The sequence below is a fragment of the Serratia sp. CoH_134_PS_4 genome (assembly GCF_058190535.1).
Window position 1 is genome coordinate 78,588 of the sequence record NZ_JBXWKI010000017.1, and the last position, 18,066, is coordinate 96,653.

General features: G+C 56.3%; 10 protein-coding genes. 3 read left to right on the forward strand and 7 right to left on the reverse strand.

The features are described 5' to 3' along the window. Nucleotides 1-144: 144 nt before the first annotated feature. Both AC2FCQ_RS21625 and AC2FCQ_RS21630 read left to right on the forward strand, forming a co-directional pair. Nucleotides 145-1,821, forward strand: coding sequence for a ShlB/FhaC/HecB family hemolysin secretion/activation protein (locus AC2FCQ_RS21625; RefSeq protein WP_490307758.1), 1,677 nt, complete (start codon nucleotides 145-147; stop codon nucleotides 1,819-1,821). A gap of 43 nt (nucleotides 1,822-1,864) precedes the next feature. Continuing rightward, a complete protein-coding gene (locus AC2FCQ_RS21630) occupies nucleotides 1,865-6,691 on the forward strand; it encodes a hemagglutinin repeat-containing protein (protein ID WP_490307757.1) in 4,827 nt (1,608 codons plus the stop codon). 50 nt (nucleotides 6,692-6,741) lie between these two features. On the opposite strand, the gene AC2FCQ_RS21635 is transcribed toward AC2FCQ_RS21630, so the two are convergent. From AC2FCQ_RS21635 to AC2FCQ_RS21660, 6 genes are all read right to left on the reverse strand, one after another. After that, on the reverse strand, nucleotides 6,742-8,391 hold the full coding sequence (locus AC2FCQ_RS21635; protein ID WP_265556930.1) for a Na/Pi cotransporter family protein: 1,650 nt from the start codon (nucleotides 8,389-8,391) through the stop codon (nucleotides 6,742-6,744). Nucleotides 8,392-8,684: 293 nt separating this feature from the next. Further along, nucleotides 8,685-9,677, reverse strand: a complete 993-nt coding sequence (locus tag AC2FCQ_RS21640; protein ID WP_209636968.1) for an ABC transporter ATP-binding protein — start codon at nucleotides 9,675-9,677, stop codon at nucleotides 8,685-8,687. A gap of 4 nt (nucleotides 9,678-9,681) precedes the next feature. Further along, nucleotides 9,682-10,467: an ABC transporter permease gene (locus AC2FCQ_RS21645; protein WP_265556929.1), complete on the reverse strand. Its 786-nt coding sequence runs from the start codon at nucleotides 10,465-10,467 to the stop codon at nucleotides 9,682-9,684. A 17-nt stretch (nucleotides 10,468-10,484) separates the two neighbouring features. Beyond that, nucleotides 10,485-11,324: an ABC transporter permease gene (locus AC2FCQ_RS21650; protein ID WP_209636964.1), complete on the reverse strand. Its 840-nt coding sequence runs from the start codon at nucleotides 11,322-11,324 to the stop codon at nucleotides 10,485-10,487. A gap of 11 nt (nucleotides 11,325-11,335) precedes the next feature. Then, a complete protein-coding gene (locus AC2FCQ_RS21655; protein ID WP_209636962.1) occupies nucleotides 11,336-12,133 on the reverse strand; it encodes an alkaline phosphatase family protein in 798 nt (265 codons plus the stop codon). A gap of 11 nt (nucleotides 12,134-12,144) precedes the next feature. Then, on the reverse strand, nucleotides 12,145-13,206 hold the full coding sequence (locus AC2FCQ_RS21660) for an ABC transporter substrate-binding protein (protein WP_209636960.1): 1,062 nt from the start codon (nucleotides 13,204-13,206) through the stop codon (nucleotides 12,145-12,147). 305 nt (nucleotides 13,207-13,511) lie between these two features. Here AC2FCQ_RS21660 and AC2FCQ_RS21665 point away from each other — a divergent pair, with 305 nt between their 5' ends. Beyond that, complete coding sequence (locus AC2FCQ_RS21665; protein ID WP_490307756.1) at nucleotides 13,512-14,222, forward strand: UTRA domain-containing protein; 711 nt, start codon at nucleotides 13,512-13,514, stop codon at nucleotides 14,220-14,222. Nucleotides 14,223-14,258: 36 nt separating this feature from the next. On the opposite strand, the gene metH is transcribed toward AC2FCQ_RS21665, so the two are convergent. After that, complete coding sequence (gene metH / locus AC2FCQ_RS21670) at nucleotides 14,259-17,939, reverse strand: methionine synthase (protein WP_490307755.1); 3,681 nt, start codon at nucleotides 17,937-17,939, stop codon at nucleotides 14,259-14,261. Nucleotides 17,940-18,066: the final 127 nt, after the last annotated feature.

The window sequence follows — 18,066 nt, forward strand, 5'->3', positions numbered from 1 at the left end:
AAAACCCACATTCTTATTTGCCACAAGCAAAAAAGAACCCCGCAATGTGATCGTCACTCGCTGTCTCGGGCTGGCCGCTGGCCGTCCGTTTATTGACCTCATGGATTGAGCAGGCCGCTCTGCGGCTTCTCATAATGGATTACAATGATAAAAAAAACCGCTGCTTTGGCGCTGCTGTTCAGTACCGCACTCCCTGCCGCTTCCCTGCCGGAAATGGAACATTTCTCGCCGATGGGTGAATCACGCCGTGCGCTGCAAGACAGTACGCGTGAGGTGAATCAACAGATAGAACAACGACGCTACCAACAGCTTAAACAGCAGCAATTACTGGCAGAGCCAGAGCCTGCTGTCCCCGCGCTGCCGCGATCGGCCCAATGTTTGCCAATCGGTGGAGTGTACCTGCAGGGTATTACCTTACTGTCAGAGAAAGATTTGGCAGCGTTGACCGCATTACCACAGCGTTGTATCAGCAGTAATGACATCAACCTGCTGACGCGTGAATTAACCCGTTTATACCTTGATAAAGGCTATATCACTGCCCGCGTACAATTTATTCGCCCCAATGCTGAGGGAGAATTAGGGCTACGGATCACAGAAGGATTCATCGAGAAAATAGAAGGCAGCGATCGCTGGGTCAATAGCCAATTATTATTCCCTGGATTGGAAGGGCAACCCCTGAAATTAACCCAGCTTGATCAGGGATTGGATCAAGCCAATCGTTTGCAATCGAACAAAACCCGATTGGATATATTACCGGGCAGCCAAACCGGTGGATCAATTATTCGGTTGCACAACCAACATACCAAGCCCTGGCTGTTGTCTGCCACACTGGACAATTATGGTCAAAAAAATACCGGTCAGTGGTTAGCCCGTAGTACGGCAACGCTAGACAGCCCGTTCGGCCTGTCCGACTTCGTCAGCCTTAACGTTGCCGGTACGCTGAAAGATCCGTCGCAGCGTTATAATCGCGCCTATACCCTGCTCTATTCCCTGCCTTACGGTGCTTTTACCTTCAGCGGCTTTGCCAGCTATTCACAATACCTGAATCGCCAACAGCTGGTGTTCAACAGCTATAAACTGCATGGCCAGACCCAACAATATGGCCTGCGCAGCGATTATGTGTTCTACCGCGATCGCGACCAGATTAACGCGCTGAGCGGCCAACTGACCCATAAGCGTATTGCCAACTATTTTGACACCGCCCGTATCAACCTCGGTAGTCCGACGCTCAGTCTGTTTGAACTCGGGGTCAACCACCTGCAAATCCTACCCAGCGGCCTGATCAGCGCCAACCTTAGCGTAGAGCAAGGATTGCCTTGGTTTGGCGCAGATCGTCCCAACGGCGCCAATCAGCCCGATGCCCAATTCACCAAAGCCAAGCTGTTCACCAATCTCACTCAACGTTTCACGTTGGCAGGCTCCCATTACCAACTGAGTCACCTGCTATACGGACAATACAGCCGCGATCGTTTACCCGGTGTGGAATGGCTCAGCCTGACAGATCGTAGCGCAGTCCGTGGCTTCAGCCGCAGCACGCTGTCCGGTGATAACGGCTGGTATCTACAAAATACCCTGTCTCGTCACTTCAACCTGGGTCAAAGCACGCTTACCCCACGTATCGGCGGCGACGTCGGCCGGGTGCTCCCCCGTGACAATCGGCCTTCGGGCTGGCAAAGCAGCGCCGGATTGAGCGCCGGTGCCACCCTGCGTTATCAGCGAGCAACGCTCGACGTCGAAGCCAGCCGTGGTTGGTTATTGTCCAGCCACGCAATGCCTGACGATCCCATCCAGGTGCTGGCACGTTTTTCGTACACATTTTAATCAGTGGTTTTGCAGTAACACAGTGATATATGGAGATACATGGATGAAAAATAATAATTTCAGGCTTTCAGCGGCAGGTAAGTTGGCCGCCTCACTGGCGATCATTTTCGCCTCACTCGGTACCGCATATGCCGGTGAGATCGTTGCGGCCAACGGCGCTAACGGTCCGGGTGTTTCCACCGCGGGTAACGGCGCGCAGGTGGTCAATATTGTGACGCCCAACGATCACGGGCTGTCGCACAACCAATATCAGGATTTCAACGTCAACCAACCCGGCGCAGTACTGAATAACTCGCTCGACGCCGGATTGTCTCAACTGGCGGGCCAATTGGGTGCCAACCCCAACCTGAATAACCAAGCGGCTAGCGTGATCCTTAATGAAGTGATCAGCCGCAACCCGTCGCTGTTACACGGTCAGCAAGAAATCTTTGGCATGGCAGCCGACTATGTGTTGGCCAACCCGAATGGGATCAGTTGCAGTGGTTGCGGCTTCATCAATACCAGCCGTTCCTCACTGGTGGTGGGTAATCCGCTGGTGGAAAACGGCATGCTGCAGGGTTACAGCACGCTGGGTAATCGCAATACCCTGAGTCTGGACGGCAAACTGAACGCCGGCGGCGTACTGGATTTGATCGCCCCACGCATCGACAGTCGCGGCGAGGTCATGGTCACCCCGGCATTCGATAAAAAAAGCGGAAAAAGGGTGTCCGATATCAACGCCATTAGCGGACATAACCGCGTATCGCGCGATGCGCAGGTGCTCAGCAGCACACAACCGGTCAGCGCGCTCGACAGCTACTATCTTGGCAGTATGCAAGCCGGACGCATCAACATCATCAACACGGCAGCCGGCAGCGGCGTGAAGCTGGCTGGCAAGCTACAAGGTAGCGACGAGATCCGGGTGAAAGCCGACAACATCCGCGCAGAAAGCCAGATTCGTGACGTGAGCAGTAACCGCAACAGCGGTGAGAACTACCAAAACTACCGTGGCGGCATCTACATCAATGACCGCAGCACGGGCCAACAACTGACCCGTACTGAACTCAAAGGCAAAAACATCAGCCTGGTAGCCAATAACAACAACCACCTGACCGCGACCGACATTCGCGGCGAAGAGATCAAGCTGCAAGGTGCCAGCCTGACGCTTGACGGTCAGCAATTAAAGCAGACTCAGGGCCACACCAACGATCAATGGTTCTACTCCTGGCAGTACGATGTCACCCGTGAAAATGAGCAGCATCAACAAGCGGGCAGCAGCATCAACGCTAGCAAGAATGCCACGCTGAGCGCCACCACACAGGATGTAAAGCTGCTTGGCGCCAGTGTTACGGCGGGTGACGCGCTAAACATCGAAGCCAAGCGCGATGTACAGCTCAGCGGGTTGATCGAACGGGATAAAACCAGCGAACGGGGGTATCAACGTAACCATACCTCCAGCCTGCGCACCGGCAGTTGGAGCAACAGCAACGAAACCGAAAACCTGAAGGCCAGCGACTTGCAGGCCGGTGGCGACCTGACGCTGACGGCCGGCAACACGTTGGGGACGCAGGGTGCCAAAGTACACGCGGGGCGCAACCTGACGGCGAACGCCAACGAACGCATCACCATAGGTGTACAAAAAACCGCCAACGCGAAGGCCGTTCGCGACAATAAAACCTCATGGGGTGGTATCGGTGGCGGCAGTGATCAAGACAACAGCAACCGCCACGAAGTCAACAACGCCTCCGAACTGACCGCCGACGGTACTCTGCGACTGAACGGTCACCAGGGCGTAACCATTACCGGCAGTAAAGTGCGAGGCAAACAAGGCGGCTTTGTCGAAGCCACCGCTGGCGGCCTGCGGATCGATAACGCCCTCAGCACCACCGTTGACAAGGTTGATGCCCGCACCGGCACGGCCTTCAACATTACCAGCAGCTCGCAGAAGTCCAATAATAGCCACCAAAAATCCACCGCCAGTGAACTGGTTTCCGATACCAACCTGCAATTGGTCAGCAAACGGGACACCGATGTGGTAGGCAGCAAGGTGACCAGCACCGGTAAGCTGGATATCAACGCTGGCGGCAATATCAACGTCAGTAGCGGGGAGCAGCAGCAACGCATCGATGAACAAAAAACCGCGCTCGCCATCAACGGCTATGCCAACGAGAAAAGCGATAAGCAATACCGCGCCGGTTTCCGCATCGAACATACCAGCGACAGTGAAAAAACGACCCGCAGCGAGCAACAGAGCTCGACGTTGAGCGGCGGCAGCGTAGCGCTGAAAGCGGACAAAGACGTCATCTTCAGCGGATCTAAACTGGTGACCACGCAAGACGATGCCAGCATCAGCGGCAACAATGTCGCCTTCCTCGCAGCCGAAAACAAAACCACCAGCGATACCGAGCAAACCAAAATCGGCGGCGGGTTTTACTACACCGGCGGCATCGACAAAGTCGGTTCTGGTATTGAAGGCGGTTACGAGAACAGCAAAACGCACGCCCAAAGCAGCAAAGCCGTGGTTTCTGGCAGCGACATTGCGGGCAATCTGACGATTAATGCCAAAGACAAACTGACCCAGCAAGGCGCTCAACACCAGGTTGGCGGTAGGTATCATGAAAATGCCAACAGTGTTGACCATCTGGCCGCCGTCAACAGCGAAAGCAGCAACACCCGCAAAACCGACGTCGGCGTAGACATCGGCGCCAACGTGGATTACAGCGCTGTCACCCGTCCGGTTGAACGTGCCGTCGGGAAAGTCGCCAAATTGGACGCTAACGGCGTGATTAACGATATTGGCACCATCGGCGCGCCGAATGTCGGACTGGATATTGGTGCCAATGGCGGCAGCAGCGAGAAGCGTAGCAGCAGCTCGCAGGCCGTGGTCAGCAGCATCACCGCCGGGGAAATTGATGTCAAAACCACCGGTAAGCTGCAGGACAACGGAACGAAATACCAGGCGACTCAAGGCGGCGTGACGCTTGCGGCAGACAGCCACCACAGCGAAGCGGCGCAAAACAGCCAGCAGGAAAGCAGCAGCGAAACCCGCGGTAGCGCAGGCGTACGCGTTTATACCACCACCGGCAGCGATCTGACCGTCGATGCCAAAGGTGAAGGGGGTAACAAGCACAGCGAAAGTAACGGCAGCCAAGCAGTCACCGGCAGCATCACCGCGGCTAACGGCATCGACGTTAAGGTCAAGCAGGACGCGGTGTATCAGGGCACCTCGCTGGATGCTGGCAAGGGTAAAGCCAAGGTAAAAGCGGAGGGTGGCGACATCCGTTTTGAGCAAGCTACCGATCGCAGCCATGAAAGCCACAGCGGCTTTAATGTCAAAGTATCAGCCAAAGGCGGCTCCACGCCGGAAACCAAAAACGTCGGTGTTGGGCTTGGCGGTAGTCACAGCAAAGGGGAAAGCGACAGCAGCAGCGCGCAAGTCAGCAACATCACCGGCAAACAGGGGGTAGAACTGGATGCCGGCCGCAGTCTGACGCTGCAAGGCAGCGATGTCGCAAGCCAGGGGGATATCTCGTTGAAGGCAGGCAAGCAGGTCGCCCTGCAAGCGGCCGAATCGCAGCAGACGCGTAAGGACGACACCCTCTCCGGCAATATCGATATTGGCGGCAACAGCACCGATAGCGACAAAAAGAGCGCGGGCGGTATTTCCCTCGGTGGCGCATTTGACATTGCCAAAGTGGATGAGTCCTCTACGACTCAGCAAGGTGGCAAGATCGCCAGCGGCGGCGCAGTGAACATTACCGCCAACGGCAATGACGAGCGTGCAGTGCATCTGCAAGGTACCGAGGTCAAAGGTAGCCACGTTGAGCTGAACGCCAAAAACGGCGGCGTGGTGCTGGAATCGGCACAAAACCAGGAACAGAAAAATAACTGGAATCTGGGGCTGAAGGCTAACGCCAAAGGCGGTCAATCGTTCAACAAAGACACAAACGGCAAGATTGATACCACCAGCGGCAGCGACACCCATACTCTGGGAGCCGGAGTGAAAGTCGGCGTGGATAAGCTACAAAAAACCACCCAGGGCAACAGCCTAATCAATGCCGGAGAAGTCACGCTCAATAGTGGTAAAGATACCACCTTAGCCGGCGCTCAGATCAATGCTGAAAGTGTACAGGGCAACATTGGCGGCGATCTGCACGTCGAGAGCCGCAAAGACAGTGAAAGCAGCGTGAAGGTCAATGTCGATGTCGGTCTGAACCACACCAACGATCCGGCCAGCAGCATCACATCCAAACTGTCAAAAGTGGGCACGCCACATTATGCCGGTAAGGTGAAGGAGAAGCTGGAGGGCGGCATCAACAAGGTCGCTGACGCTACCACCGACAAGTACAACAGCGTGGCTCGTCGTCTCGATCCGAAGCAGGACACTACCGGTGCCGTCAGCTTCAGCAAGGCCGACGGCGGTAAGGTTACGCTGCCGGAAAACCTGGTGGGTGAAAAAGAGAAGGCACCGCTATGGGATCGCGGCGCTCGCTTCCTCGGCAACAAATCCAAGGAGAGCCTGACCGGTCCCGCCGGGCTGCAAGGCCAATTCAAGGTGAACGCCGATGTCGTCAACAACGATGCCGTTGGCGTGAAATCCGCCATCACCGGGAAAAATGGCGTAGCGCTGAACGTACAGGGTACGACCCATTTGACCGGTGGTGAAATCCGCAGCCAACAAGGCGAGGTAACACTGGGTAACGGTAAGCAGGAACAGCAGGATGTGAAAGGCAATCGCTATCAGGGTGGTGGGCACCTTGATGCCGCGGCGTCTGCTGGCGGGCTGCTGGGGATCGCGGGTAAAAGCGTGGTGAACCTGGAAACGCCGGTCGGCGGCTACGGCAATAGCCAAGCTGCCGACGCTAAGGCTGGCGTCTTTTCAGGTAAGTAAGTTGCGGTAAATAACCGGCGTCATGCCCCCGGCTAAACCGGGGGCATTTTTTACAGCGTGCTCGGCGTATCCTCCCACTCACGCTCATCATCCTTTTCATCCTGATCCAGCACGTTATAGGCCACCGCACAGAACAGCGAGTTCAGGCGTTTCATATCTCCCAGCAGCCCAAGATGCAGCGAACTGGTTTCGATGCTCTGTACGTTTTGTTGGTGCAGACGGTCAACGTGTGCATGCGCATAGCGGCGGTCCAAAATGCGGAAACGATGCTTGGAACGGCGCAACCGCTTGGCGCTGGTAACGTCACCCGACAGGAACACCGACAGGCCGAGCCGTAGATTGGCAATCAGCCGCTCATGCAATGCGTCCAATTCCGCCAAGCCTTCCGTTGAGAACGCACGCCGCGCCGCGTGCGATTTCGCCCCCACATCACCGGCCATGCGTTCGATAATGTCGCCCGCTTGCTCCAAATTAAGCGCCATTTCGATGATTTCAGCCCAGCGGCGGGAATCTTCTTCGCCCAAATCCTCCTTCTGGATCTGCGCCAAATACAGCTTGATAGCGGTATATAGCACATCGACATCGTCGTCGAGCCGCCGCACCTCCTTATCCTGTCCTTGCTTACCGTGCAGCACTTCACGCTGCAAAATCATCATGTGTTCCACCACGTCACCCATGCGCAACGTTTCTCGCGCCGCATTGGCCAACGCCAACGTCGGCGTGTCCAGCGCACTGGCATCAAGGTGTCGCGGCCGCAATCGCGGATCGTCTGCAGCCACGTCCGCGATTAACGTTTCGCACAGACGCGCCATCGGCCCAGCCAACGGAATTAACACCAGGCAACGGATCAGGTTATAAAAGACGTGAAAATAGATCACCAACTCTTCGTTCTCTCCGGGCAAACGAGTCATGATATCGGCCAGATAAGAGACAAAGGGCAGGACCAGCACGCAACCGATCAGCTTGAACAGCAGGCTTCCAAGCGCAACCCGACGTCCTGCAGCATTCTGGCCACTGGTATTGATCACCGCCAGTAGGCCGCTACCAAGATTGGCACCGATCACCAGGCACAGAGCGACCTTCAGCGAGATCACGCCTGACGCCGTCAGCGTCGCTGTCAGCAATACCGCAGCCAGACTGGAATAGCTGACAATGGCGAATAAGGCACCGGTCAGGGCATCCAGCATCACATCACCGGTCAGTGATGAAAACAGCACCTTCACGCCCGCTGCCTGGGTGATAGGGGTGGCAGCGGCGACGATCAGCTCCAGCGCCAGGACAATCAGCCCGAGACCAATGCACACCCGGCCCATTTGACCTACCCGGGTTTGCTTGCGGCTAAGAAACAGGAACACGCCGACCAGGATCAGCAACGGTGACAACCAGGAAAGATCGAAAGTCAGTATTCGCGCCATCAGCGCAGTACCGACGTCGGCGCCGAGCATGATAACCAATGCCGGCGTGAGTCCCACCAGTCCCTGTGCGACAAACGACGTGACCAGCAGCGCGGTGGCATTGCTACTTTGCACCAACGCGGTTACGCCAATGCCGGAGACGAACGCCAGCGGTTTTTTCTCCACGCTGTCGCTCAACACCCGGCGCAAATTAGCGCCATAAACCCGCATGATCCCGGTGCGCACGATGTGAGTGCCCCACACCAACAGCGCCACAGAGGAAAGCAGGTGAAGAAGGGTCAACACGGAAAATACGCTCCATTAACGCCGGCAGGAAAGATCAAATCCATACCCTGTGAATTTCGGGCTGCAGAACGGCGGCAAACGAGTGAATCCCCAGGAGCTTACTCAAGTAAGTGGCTGGGGGGAAACCCTGCGGCCAACACATCTGCTGCGTGAAAGGCGACGGGTATAGCAAGCTATCCTGCCTGCCAGGCGTGCATAGGGCAGGACAGCGGCAACAGGCTGCAGACCGCTATTGGAGGGTTAACGCAACGGCAGGAATTACCCTGGAGTTATCATTGAATGCCGCAGCGATGTCATGCAACTTCCCGTAATGTAACAGTTTCTAAGTGTAGCCCAATTTCGCTGCCGTCAGCATGCAAATCAGCAACTGAACGGTTAAGCACGTCCACCAGCAGCTCAACACCACGCACCTGCACGCGATAGCGTACTACGTTGCCCAGCAGGCTGTGGTTCAGGATAACCGCAGCAATTCCCTGCCCTGCTGGGAGTATGCCAATGGACTCTGGGCGAACAGCCACCTTACCGTGGTATGCGCTGCCGGTCAAAACAGACGCCTGTTCAGCACTTAACACATTGTAATTGCCGATGAATCCAGCGGCGAAGACATCGGCCGGCTGGGTATACAGGGTTTCCGCATCGCCGCTTTGCACAATTTGCCCTTTGTTCATCAGCACAATGCGATCCGACAGCGTTAACGCCTCCTCCTGATCGTGGGTGACGAAGATCGCCGTCAGGTTCAGTTCGCGCTGGATCCGGCGGATCTGTTCACGCAGATGTTTGCGGATCCTGGCATCCAGCGCCGAGAGTGGCTCATCGAGCAACAACAACCGCGGACGCGTCACCAGCGAGCGCGCCAGCGCCACCCTTTGGCACTGGCCACCGGAAAGCTGATGTGGATAACGCTTGGCCAGCTCGGTCAACTCCACCAACGCCAGGACTTCCTGCACCCGCTGTTGGATCTGCGCGCCGCCCAATTTTTGCATCTTCAGGCCAAACGCCACATTGCCTTCAACAGTCATGTTCGGGAACAACGCATAGCTTTGGAATACCATGCCAATACCGCGTTTTTGCGGCGGCACCGGCACCAGATCCTGACCTTGCAGCACTATCTGTCCGCTATCGACTGACGTCAGCCCCGCCAGGCAGCGCAGTAGCGTGGATTTGCCGCAGCCGCTCGGCCCGAGCAGGGTGACAAATTCCCCTTCCTCAGCGGTGAAGTCAATATCTTGAAACACCTGGGTTTGGCCGTAGTGTTTGTTAAGTCGGGTGACGTTGAGATAAGCCATGCGGTTAACCCTTAGTTTTATTCAGTAAATTCGCCAACCAGGTAACAATCAGCACCACGGCGAAATAAGAAATGACCAGTGCGCTGGTAAAATGGCCGCTGCCGTTACGCATGTTATAGAGGTAGACCTGCAGCGTTTCATATTGGCTACCCACCAGCAGGTTGGCGAAAACAAATTCGCCAATCAGGAAAGAGAACGACAGCAAAACGGCAATCATGCCGCCCTTGCGCAGATTAGGCAGCACCACCAACAGTGCGGCTTGCCAGGTACTGGCACCTAGCAGATGTGCAGCATCCATCAGATCCCGCAGGTTAATCGCCTGCATGTTGTTGCTGATAGCACGGTAAATAAACGGCAGCGCAATGGCGAAGTAGCAACCGATCAGGATCCACGGTGTTCCGAGCAACGGCAGCGGATCGGTGGCAAACAGTTGCATCAACCCCACCGCGGACACCACCGGCGGGACAGCGAACGGCAGCAGAATCAGCACGTTCATCACGGCATCCAATTTTGGGAAGTAGTAAGCAATAACAAACATCATCGGCAATATCACTACCACCGCCAGCACCAGGGTGCCGAAACAAATCAATAGCGAATGCCACAACGCCAGCAGGAAGCGCGGATCGCTCCATAGCGCGACCAGCCATTTCAGGGTCAAACCGTCCGGCAGGATGGTGGCGCCCCATTGGGTGGCCAGTGCGTAAATCAGCGTCGCCGCCAGCGGCAACAGCAGGATCAGCAGCAGTAAGCTGCTCACTACGCGGTGATAACCGGTTTCAAAACGGGACATGTCGGCCCTCCAGAACGTTATGAGCGTGCATTGAGGTAGCTCCGACGCAATAGCCATTGGTGAATCAAGGTGATGAACGCCATCATCGCCACCAACAGCATCGCCAGCGCACTGGCCAGATTAGGATCAAGGGAAATATCCCCCGCGACCAATGCCGAAATACGGATCGGAATCACGTTGAAATTACCGGTGGTCAGCGCGTATACCGTGGCATAAGCGCCCAGCGCATTCGCCAGCAGAATGACAAAGGTGCCCATCAACGCCGGTGCCAGCACGGGCAGGCCAATATGTCGCCAATAGCGCCACGGGCTGGCCCCCAGCAACGACGCTGATTCACGCCAGTCTTCGCGCAATGCGTCGAACGCCGGGTACAGCAGCAGCACGCCCAACGGGATCTGGAAGTAGGTGTAAAGCACGATAAGCCCGGTTTTGGAGTAAAGGTTAAACCCCTCCATCAAACCGTATTTACGGAGTAACAACGTCAGGCAGCCATTTAGCCCCAGCAGAATGACAAAGGCGAACGCCAGCGGCACGCCCGCAAAGTTGCTGGTCATGTTAGTGAACGACATCACGAAGTCATGAAATCGGGTCTGGCCCAGCTGGCGCAGTGAGTAACTGCCAACTAATGCAATCAGCAGTCCGTAAACGCTCGACCAGAGGGAAATCTCCAGCGAGAACTGAAACGCCTGCAAATAGAACGGCGAGGTCAGCACATCAACATAGTTGCCCAGCCCCCAGCCACTGCTCTGGCTGAAAAAACTGTTGACCGCAATCCATACCAGCGGTGCGATTTGGAACGCGCCGAACAACAGGATGAACGGCAGCAAGCACAGCGCGGCAATCCACTTAGCTTTCATGTTATTCGCCCTTATACCAACAACGCACGGCAACGCGGCTTGTCGTGTGTCACTTGCAGCACCTCACACAGCGTGCCACACAGGTCGGTTTGCTGCGGGTTGGCATCGTTCTGGCTGAATGCACTGCCAAAGACAAACAGCGGCACCTGGCGCTCTTCGGGCAAAACACCGCCGTGGCTGCGGTCATCATTCATGCCGTGATCGGCGGTGATCATCACCTGATAATCGTCGGCTAACCAGCCTGCCAAATAGCGCGACAGCACGCCGTCGGCATTGCGGGCCGAATTGCGGTATTGCGGTGAAGACAGACCAAAGCGATGGCCTGCGTCGTCGATGTTCATCGGGTGAATCAGCAAAAAGTCGGGTTGATGGCGGAGGCGTAAGCTTTCGGCGTCATCAAACAGATGGGAATCCGGGTAGCGATCGTCATAATAAAAATGGCCGTGCTGGATCGGTAATTCAGCATCGTCGGTATGGCGATCGCGCGCGGCGTCGAACGGGGTACGGTTATATAACTCACTGAACCAATGGTAGGCGGCCGCAGCGGTCGTCAGGCCAGCAGCACGCGCATAGTGGAACACGCTTTGCTGGTGCGACAAACGCGACACCTGGTTATGCACGACACCGCTCTCCACCGGCGGCACGCCGGTGAGGATGCATTCATACAGCGGTCGGGAGAGCGAGGGTAACTCGCTCTCCACTTGATACAACCGTCCACGTCCTGCCGCACATTCGGCCTGCAGATAACCCATAGCGTCATGCGCCACCTGGTAGTTCAGACCGTCCAACAGCACGAGGATCGTTTTCATGATGGCTTAACTCACTGCTGCATAAACATAATGACATTTTCCTGCCACTGACGCGGCAGCGTTTTCGCGCTTTGTTCCCAGGCAGCCGGATCGGCGATTGGGTGAGCGTTTTTATACTGTTCGGCTGGCAGCAGCTTGGCTTTTACATCGTCAGGCAGCGTCAGATGCTCCGCACGGATTGGTCGGGCATAACCACGCGCCAGGTTGATCTGGCCTGCATCAGAGAAAATGTATTCACGCGCCAGCTTGGCGGCGTTCGGGTGCTTGGCGTACTTGTTGATGATGGTGGTGTAGCCGGAAGTGATGGAGCCGTCAGACGGGATCAGCACTTCAAAACGGGTCTTGTCGATCTGATCGCGGTAATTCAGACCGTTAAAGTCCCATACCACGCCAACCTGCACTTCACCTTTTTCCAGCGAGGCGATCACGGGGTTAGTCAGGCTCAAACGCCCTGCCTTGGCCAGCTTGCCGAAGAACTCCAGGCCCGGCTTCAGGTTCTTCTCATTACCGCCCATGGCATAGGTAGCCGCCAGCACGCCGCTAGCCGCCTGCGAGGCAGTGCCGACATCACCGATAGTGACCTGATAAGTGCCCTTCAGCAGATCGGCCCAGCTGTGCGGGATCTCTTTTACCTGCTGTTTGTTGATAATAAAGGCGATGGTGCCCGTGTAGGCCAGCGCCCAGTGGCCATCTTTGTCCTTCGCCCAGGCCGGTACCTGATCCCAGGTGGAGGGTTTGTACGGCTGCGTCACCCCTTTCTGGACCGCAATCGGACCGAATGCCGCGCCCACATCACCAATATCCGCAGTGGCGTTGCCCTTCTCTGCATCGAACTTGGCGATTTCCTGCGCTGAACTCATGTCGGTATCGACATGCTTCAGGCCATATTTGCTCAACAAGTCTTGCCAGGTGCCTTTCCAGTTTGCCCAGCTGTCCGGCATGCCGACACTGTTAACTTCACCTTCTTTCTTGGCTGCCTGCTCCAACGCCGCCAGATCGGTATCTGCGGCCCAGCTCATCTGGCTGGTCAGTACAATGGCACTGCTTAACACAGAAGCGCACAAACGTTTCATAACTGATGCTCCGGGTGGTAGTGTGTAGAGGCGCTGGACTAGTCCAGCAAGAACCAAGCCAATCTAACGGACGAATGTGATAATTATATGTCAGTCTAAAAAAGCAGCATTTTTATCGCATTTAGCGCGTCCCGGAGCCTGTCGCTGGTCTACCTTTAGCGGGGTATACCCTATGAACGTCAAGTTGCGGCCAGGCATCCAGCTCACTCGTCCCCAGGCGCTTACTTTAGTCAGTCAATGGGGTGAGCGACGCTGCAGCTTGAAAGTCGACGGGTATAAACGCACTGAAATGGGGCATCTGTGGCATGAGTGAAGGAACAACAACCGTGGCAGCCATTTGCCAGACACTGGCTGCCCGTATCGCCGAGGGGGAATTTAACACCGGTGGCAAGCTGCCTTCTGAGCGCACCCTCAGCGAGCAATTCTCCACCACCCGCATCACCTTGCAGGAAGCGCTCGGCCAGTTGGAGGCTCAGGGTGTCATTTACCGTCAGGTCAGGCGCGGCTGGTTTATCTCGCCGCCCCGGCTGGTGTATAACCCCTTACAGCGCAGTCATTTTCATGCCATGGCGCAGCAACAGGGGCGTGATGCCCATACAGAGGTTATCGACACCGCCACCGTGCCGCTGTGCGCTGCCTTGAGTCAAAAGCTCACTTTGCCGGCTGGCACCGAGGTTTACCGTATTCGTCGGCTACGCTATATCGACGGCCGCGCGGTGTTGTACTGCGAGCATTACCTTAATCCCGCCTACTTTGCCGGTATTTTGGACGAAGACTTAACCCAGTCGCTCACAGGGCTGTATGCCGAGCGCTATGGGATTCGTTATGGGCGAGTCCGTTTCGATATGCTGCCGACACTGCTGCCACAGGAAGCGGCAGAAATGCTCAAAGTGACCTACGGCAGCCCGGCGCTGTTTATTACCCGGGTTAACCGCGATCAGCACGACCGGGTGATTGATTGTGATTTGGAATATTGGCGTTACGACGCGCTGCACATTGACGTGGAAGCGCAATGACAGGGGCGCGAACCGCGCCCCCAAAGAGAAGATGAATCAGTCGGCGTCGTAGCCAAGGTTAGGCGCTAACCAACGTTCAACCTCACTGACGCTCATGCCTTTACGCGTCGCGTAATCCTCTACCTGATCGCGTTGGATCTGCGCCACCGCAAAATACTTGCTCTGCGGATGACTAAAATACCAACCAGACACGGCTGCCCCTGGCCACATGGCGAAAGATTCGGTCAGCACCATACCGGTATGGCGGTTAACGTCCAGCAAGCGCCAAATTTCCGCTTTTTCGGTGTGCTCCGGACAGGCCGGATAACCCGGCGCCGGACGGATACCCTGATAATTTTCGCGGATCAGCTCTTCATTGCTCAGGTTTTCTTCGGTAGCAAAACCCCAGTGCAGCTTACGCACCTGTTCATGCAGGTATTCAGCAAACGCCTCCGCCAGGCGATCCGACAATGCTTTCACCATGATTTTGTTGTAATCATCGTGTTGTGCATCATAGGCCGCCGCCAGCTCATCTTCCTCCAGCCCCCCCGTCACGGCAAAAGCGCCGAAGTAATCAGCCTTACCGCTGCTTTTCGGCGCGACAAAGTCAGCCAGGCAGTAGTTCGGGAAATCGGTTTTCTCCGTTTGCTGGCGCAGATGGCGGCTGACCACCAGCACCTCTTCGCGATTTTCGTCGCGATACACTTCAACGTCGTCACCAACCCGGTTCGCCGGGAACAGCCCGTACACACCGCGCGGGTTGAGGCTGCCATTAGCGGCCAGCATATCCAGCATCTGGTTGGCGTCGGCGAACAGCCGTTTGGCCTCTTCGCCCACCACGTCATCTTCCAGAATCCGCGGATATTTACCCGCCAGCGACCAGGTCATGAAGAACGGTGTCCAGTCGATGTACTGGCGCAGCGTCTCGATACTGGCTTCGACCGGGTAGACGCCCAACTGCTTCGGTACTGGCGGCTGATAGTTTTCCCAGTCCAACACCATGGCGTTATCGCGCGCTTTCTGCAGATCAACCGGCGGGGTGCGCGGTTTTTTACGTGCGTGCTGAATGCGCACGGTTTCATATTCTTTACGGGTTCGCGCCACAAAATCGTCGCGCTGTATGTCGGAAAGCAATGCCGACACCACGCCCACGGTACGGGATGCGTTCTGCACGTAAGTCGTCGAGCCGCTGTAGTTCTGCTCGATCTTGACGGCGGTATGCGCCTTGGAGGTCGTCGCACCGCCGATCAGCAACGGCAGAGTGAAGCCCTGACGCTCCATTTCTTTCGCCACGTTGACCATCTCGTCCAACGACGGCGTGATCAACCCGGATAAGCCGATGATGTCCACGTTCTGCTCACGCGCAGTCTTCAGGATTTTCTCCGTCGGCACCATCACGCCCAGATCGACAATTTCGTAGTTGTTGCACTGCAGCACCACACCAACGATGTTTTTACCGATGTCGTGCACGTCGCCCTTCACCGTCGCCAGCAGGATTTTGCCCGCCGTAGAGCCTTTCTGCTTGCTGGCCTCAATGTAGGGTTCCAGATAGGCCACCGCCTGTTTCATTACGCGAGCGGACTTCACCACCTGCGGCAGGAACATTTTGCCTTCGCCGAACAGATCGCCAACCACGTTCATGCCCGCCATCAGCGGCCCTTCGATCACTTCGATCGGACGATCCGCCCGCTGCCGGGCTTCTTCGGTATCCAGCTCGATAAACTCGGTGATACCTTTCACCAGCGAGTATTCCAGCCGTTTTTCTACTGCCCAGCCGCGCCATTCCGCCTGCTGCACCGCCACGTCGTTGCCTTTGCTGCCGCGGTATTTTTCCGCCAGTTCCAGCAAGCGCTCGGTCCCGTCGTCGCGGCGGTTGAGGATCACATCTTCTACCGCATCACGCAGCTCGGCAGTCAGATCATCGTAGATCGCCAGTTGCCCTGCGTTGACAATCCCCATGTCCATACCATTACGGATCGCGTGGTACAGGAATACCGCGTGGATCGCTTCACGCACCGGATCGTTGCCGCGGAATGAAAACGACACGTTGGACACGCCGCCGGAAATCATCGCATGCGGCAGGTGAGTTTTGATGTCGGCGCACGCTTCGATAAAGTCGACGGCATAGTTGTTATGCTCTTCGATACCGGTAGCGACGGCAAAAATGTTCGGGTCAAAAATAATGTCTTCCGGCGGGAAACCAACACGCTCGGTCAAAATCTTATAGGCACGGCGACAAATCTCGAATTTGCGCTCACGCGTATCGGCCTGACCCACTTCGTCAAACGCCATCACCACGACGGCAGCACCATAACGGCGTACCAGTTTGGCATGGTGAATAAAGGCCTCTTCGCCCTCTTTCATCGAGATAGAGTTAACGATACCTTTGCCCTGGATGCACTTCAGGCCCTTTTCGATCACTGACCATTTGGAGGAGTCAATCATGATCGGCACCCGGGCAATGTCCGGCTCGCCAGCGATCAGGTTAAGGAAACGCACCATAGCCGCTTCGGCGTCGAGCATCCCCTCATCCATGTTGATATCGATAATCTGAGCGCCGCTTTCCACCTGCTGACGGGCAACGGCCAGCGCTTCACTGTATTTTTCTTCTTTGATCAATCGCTTGAAGCGCGCTGAACCGGTGACGTTGGTACGCTCACCAACGTTGACGAACAACGTTTTGGCGTCAATGTTCAAGGGTTCGAGACCCGCCAGACGGCAAGCTACCGGGATCTCCGGCAGTTGGCGCGGCGGCACGCCCGCCACGGCCTTGACCATGGCGGCGATGTGCTCCGGCGTGGTCCCACAGCAGCCGCCGATAATATTCAGGAAGCCGGCCTGCGCCCACTCGCCGACCTGTTTCGCCATCTCTTGCGCGTCCAGATCGTATTCACCGAACGCATTAGGTAAACCGGCGTTGGGGTGCGCAGTGACGTAGCTTTCCGAGATACGCGACAGTTCGGCAACGTATTGACGCAGTTCGTCCGGGCCCAACGCGCAGTTCAGACCAAAGCTCAGCGGCTTGACGTGACGCATCGAGTTATAGAAGGCTTCGGTAGTCTGCCCGGACAGGGTACGGCCGGAGGCATCGGTGATGGTGCCGGAAATCATGATCGGCAGCGAGACACCCAGGGCTTCGAATTCGGTTTCCACCGCAAAGGCGGCAGCCTTGGCGTTCAGGGTATCGAAGATGGTTTCAATCATAATCAGATCGACGCCGCCTTCCACCAGCGCACGGGTCGATTCGCGGTAGGCGTCCACCAGTTCATCGAAAGAAACATTACGGAACGCCGGATCGTTAACGTTCGGAGAAATAGAGGCAGTGCGGTTGGTCGGGCCCAGTACCCCGGCCACATAGCGCGGTTGCTCTGGCGTGCGCGCAGTCCACTCATCAGCACAGGCACGTGCCAGGCAGGCGGCCTGATAGTTAATCTCGGCGGACAGCGACTCCATATGGTAGTCGGCCATCGCGATAGAAGTGGAGTTGAAGGTATTGGTTTCGAGAATGTCGGCCCCGGCTTCCAGGTAGCCGTAGTGAATGGCGGTGATCACGTCGGGCTTGGTCAACACCAGCAGGTCATTATTGCCTTTCAGATCGCTCTGCCAGTCGGCAAAACGCTCACCGCGAAAATCGCTCTCTTCCAGACGATAGCTCTGGATCATGGTGCCCATGCCGCCGTCCAACACTAAAATGCGCTGCGCTAACTGCTGGCGCAGTTGTTCTACTCGATTAGTCACCCATGATCCCCTTTATCTTTCAGGCCACACTCTTTCACCGACACTCAAATGTTGCATACCCTATGGATTTCAAGTTGCGGCTTGAAAGACGACGGGTATCGACCATCCTAGCACAGCTTGTAGGGGC

Coding starts and splice junctions, on each gene's coding strand:
- AC2FCQ_RS21625 (WP_490307758.1), top strand. CDS start 145: ATGATAAAAAAAACCGCTGCTTTGGCGCTGCTGTTCAGTACCGCACTC.
- AC2FCQ_RS21630 (WP_490307757.1), top strand. CDS start 1,865: ATGAAAAATAATAATTTCAGGCTTTCAGCGGCAGGTAAGTTGGCCGCC.
- AC2FCQ_RS21640 (WP_209636968.1), bottom strand. CDS start 9,677: ATGGCTTATCTCAACGTCACCCGACTTAACAAACACTACGGCCAAACC.
- AC2FCQ_RS21645 (WP_265556929.1), bottom strand. CDS start 10,467: ATGTCCCGTTTTGAAACCGGTTATCACCGCGTAGTGAGCAGCTTACTG.
- AC2FCQ_RS21650 (WP_209636964.1), bottom strand. CDS start 11,324: ATGAAAGCTAAGTGGATTGCCGCGCTGTGCTTGCTGCCGTTCATCCTG.
- AC2FCQ_RS21655 (WP_209636962.1), bottom strand. CDS start 12,133: ATGAAAACGATCCTCGTGCTGTTGGACGGTCTGAACTACCAGGTGGCG.
- AC2FCQ_RS21660 (WP_209636960.1), bottom strand. CDS start 13,206: ATGAAACGTTTGTGCGCTTCTGTGTTAAGCAGTGCCATTGTACTGACC.
- AC2FCQ_RS21665 (WP_490307756.1), top strand. CDS start 13,512: ATGAGTGAAGGAACAACAACCGTGGCAGCCATTTGCCAGACACTGGCT.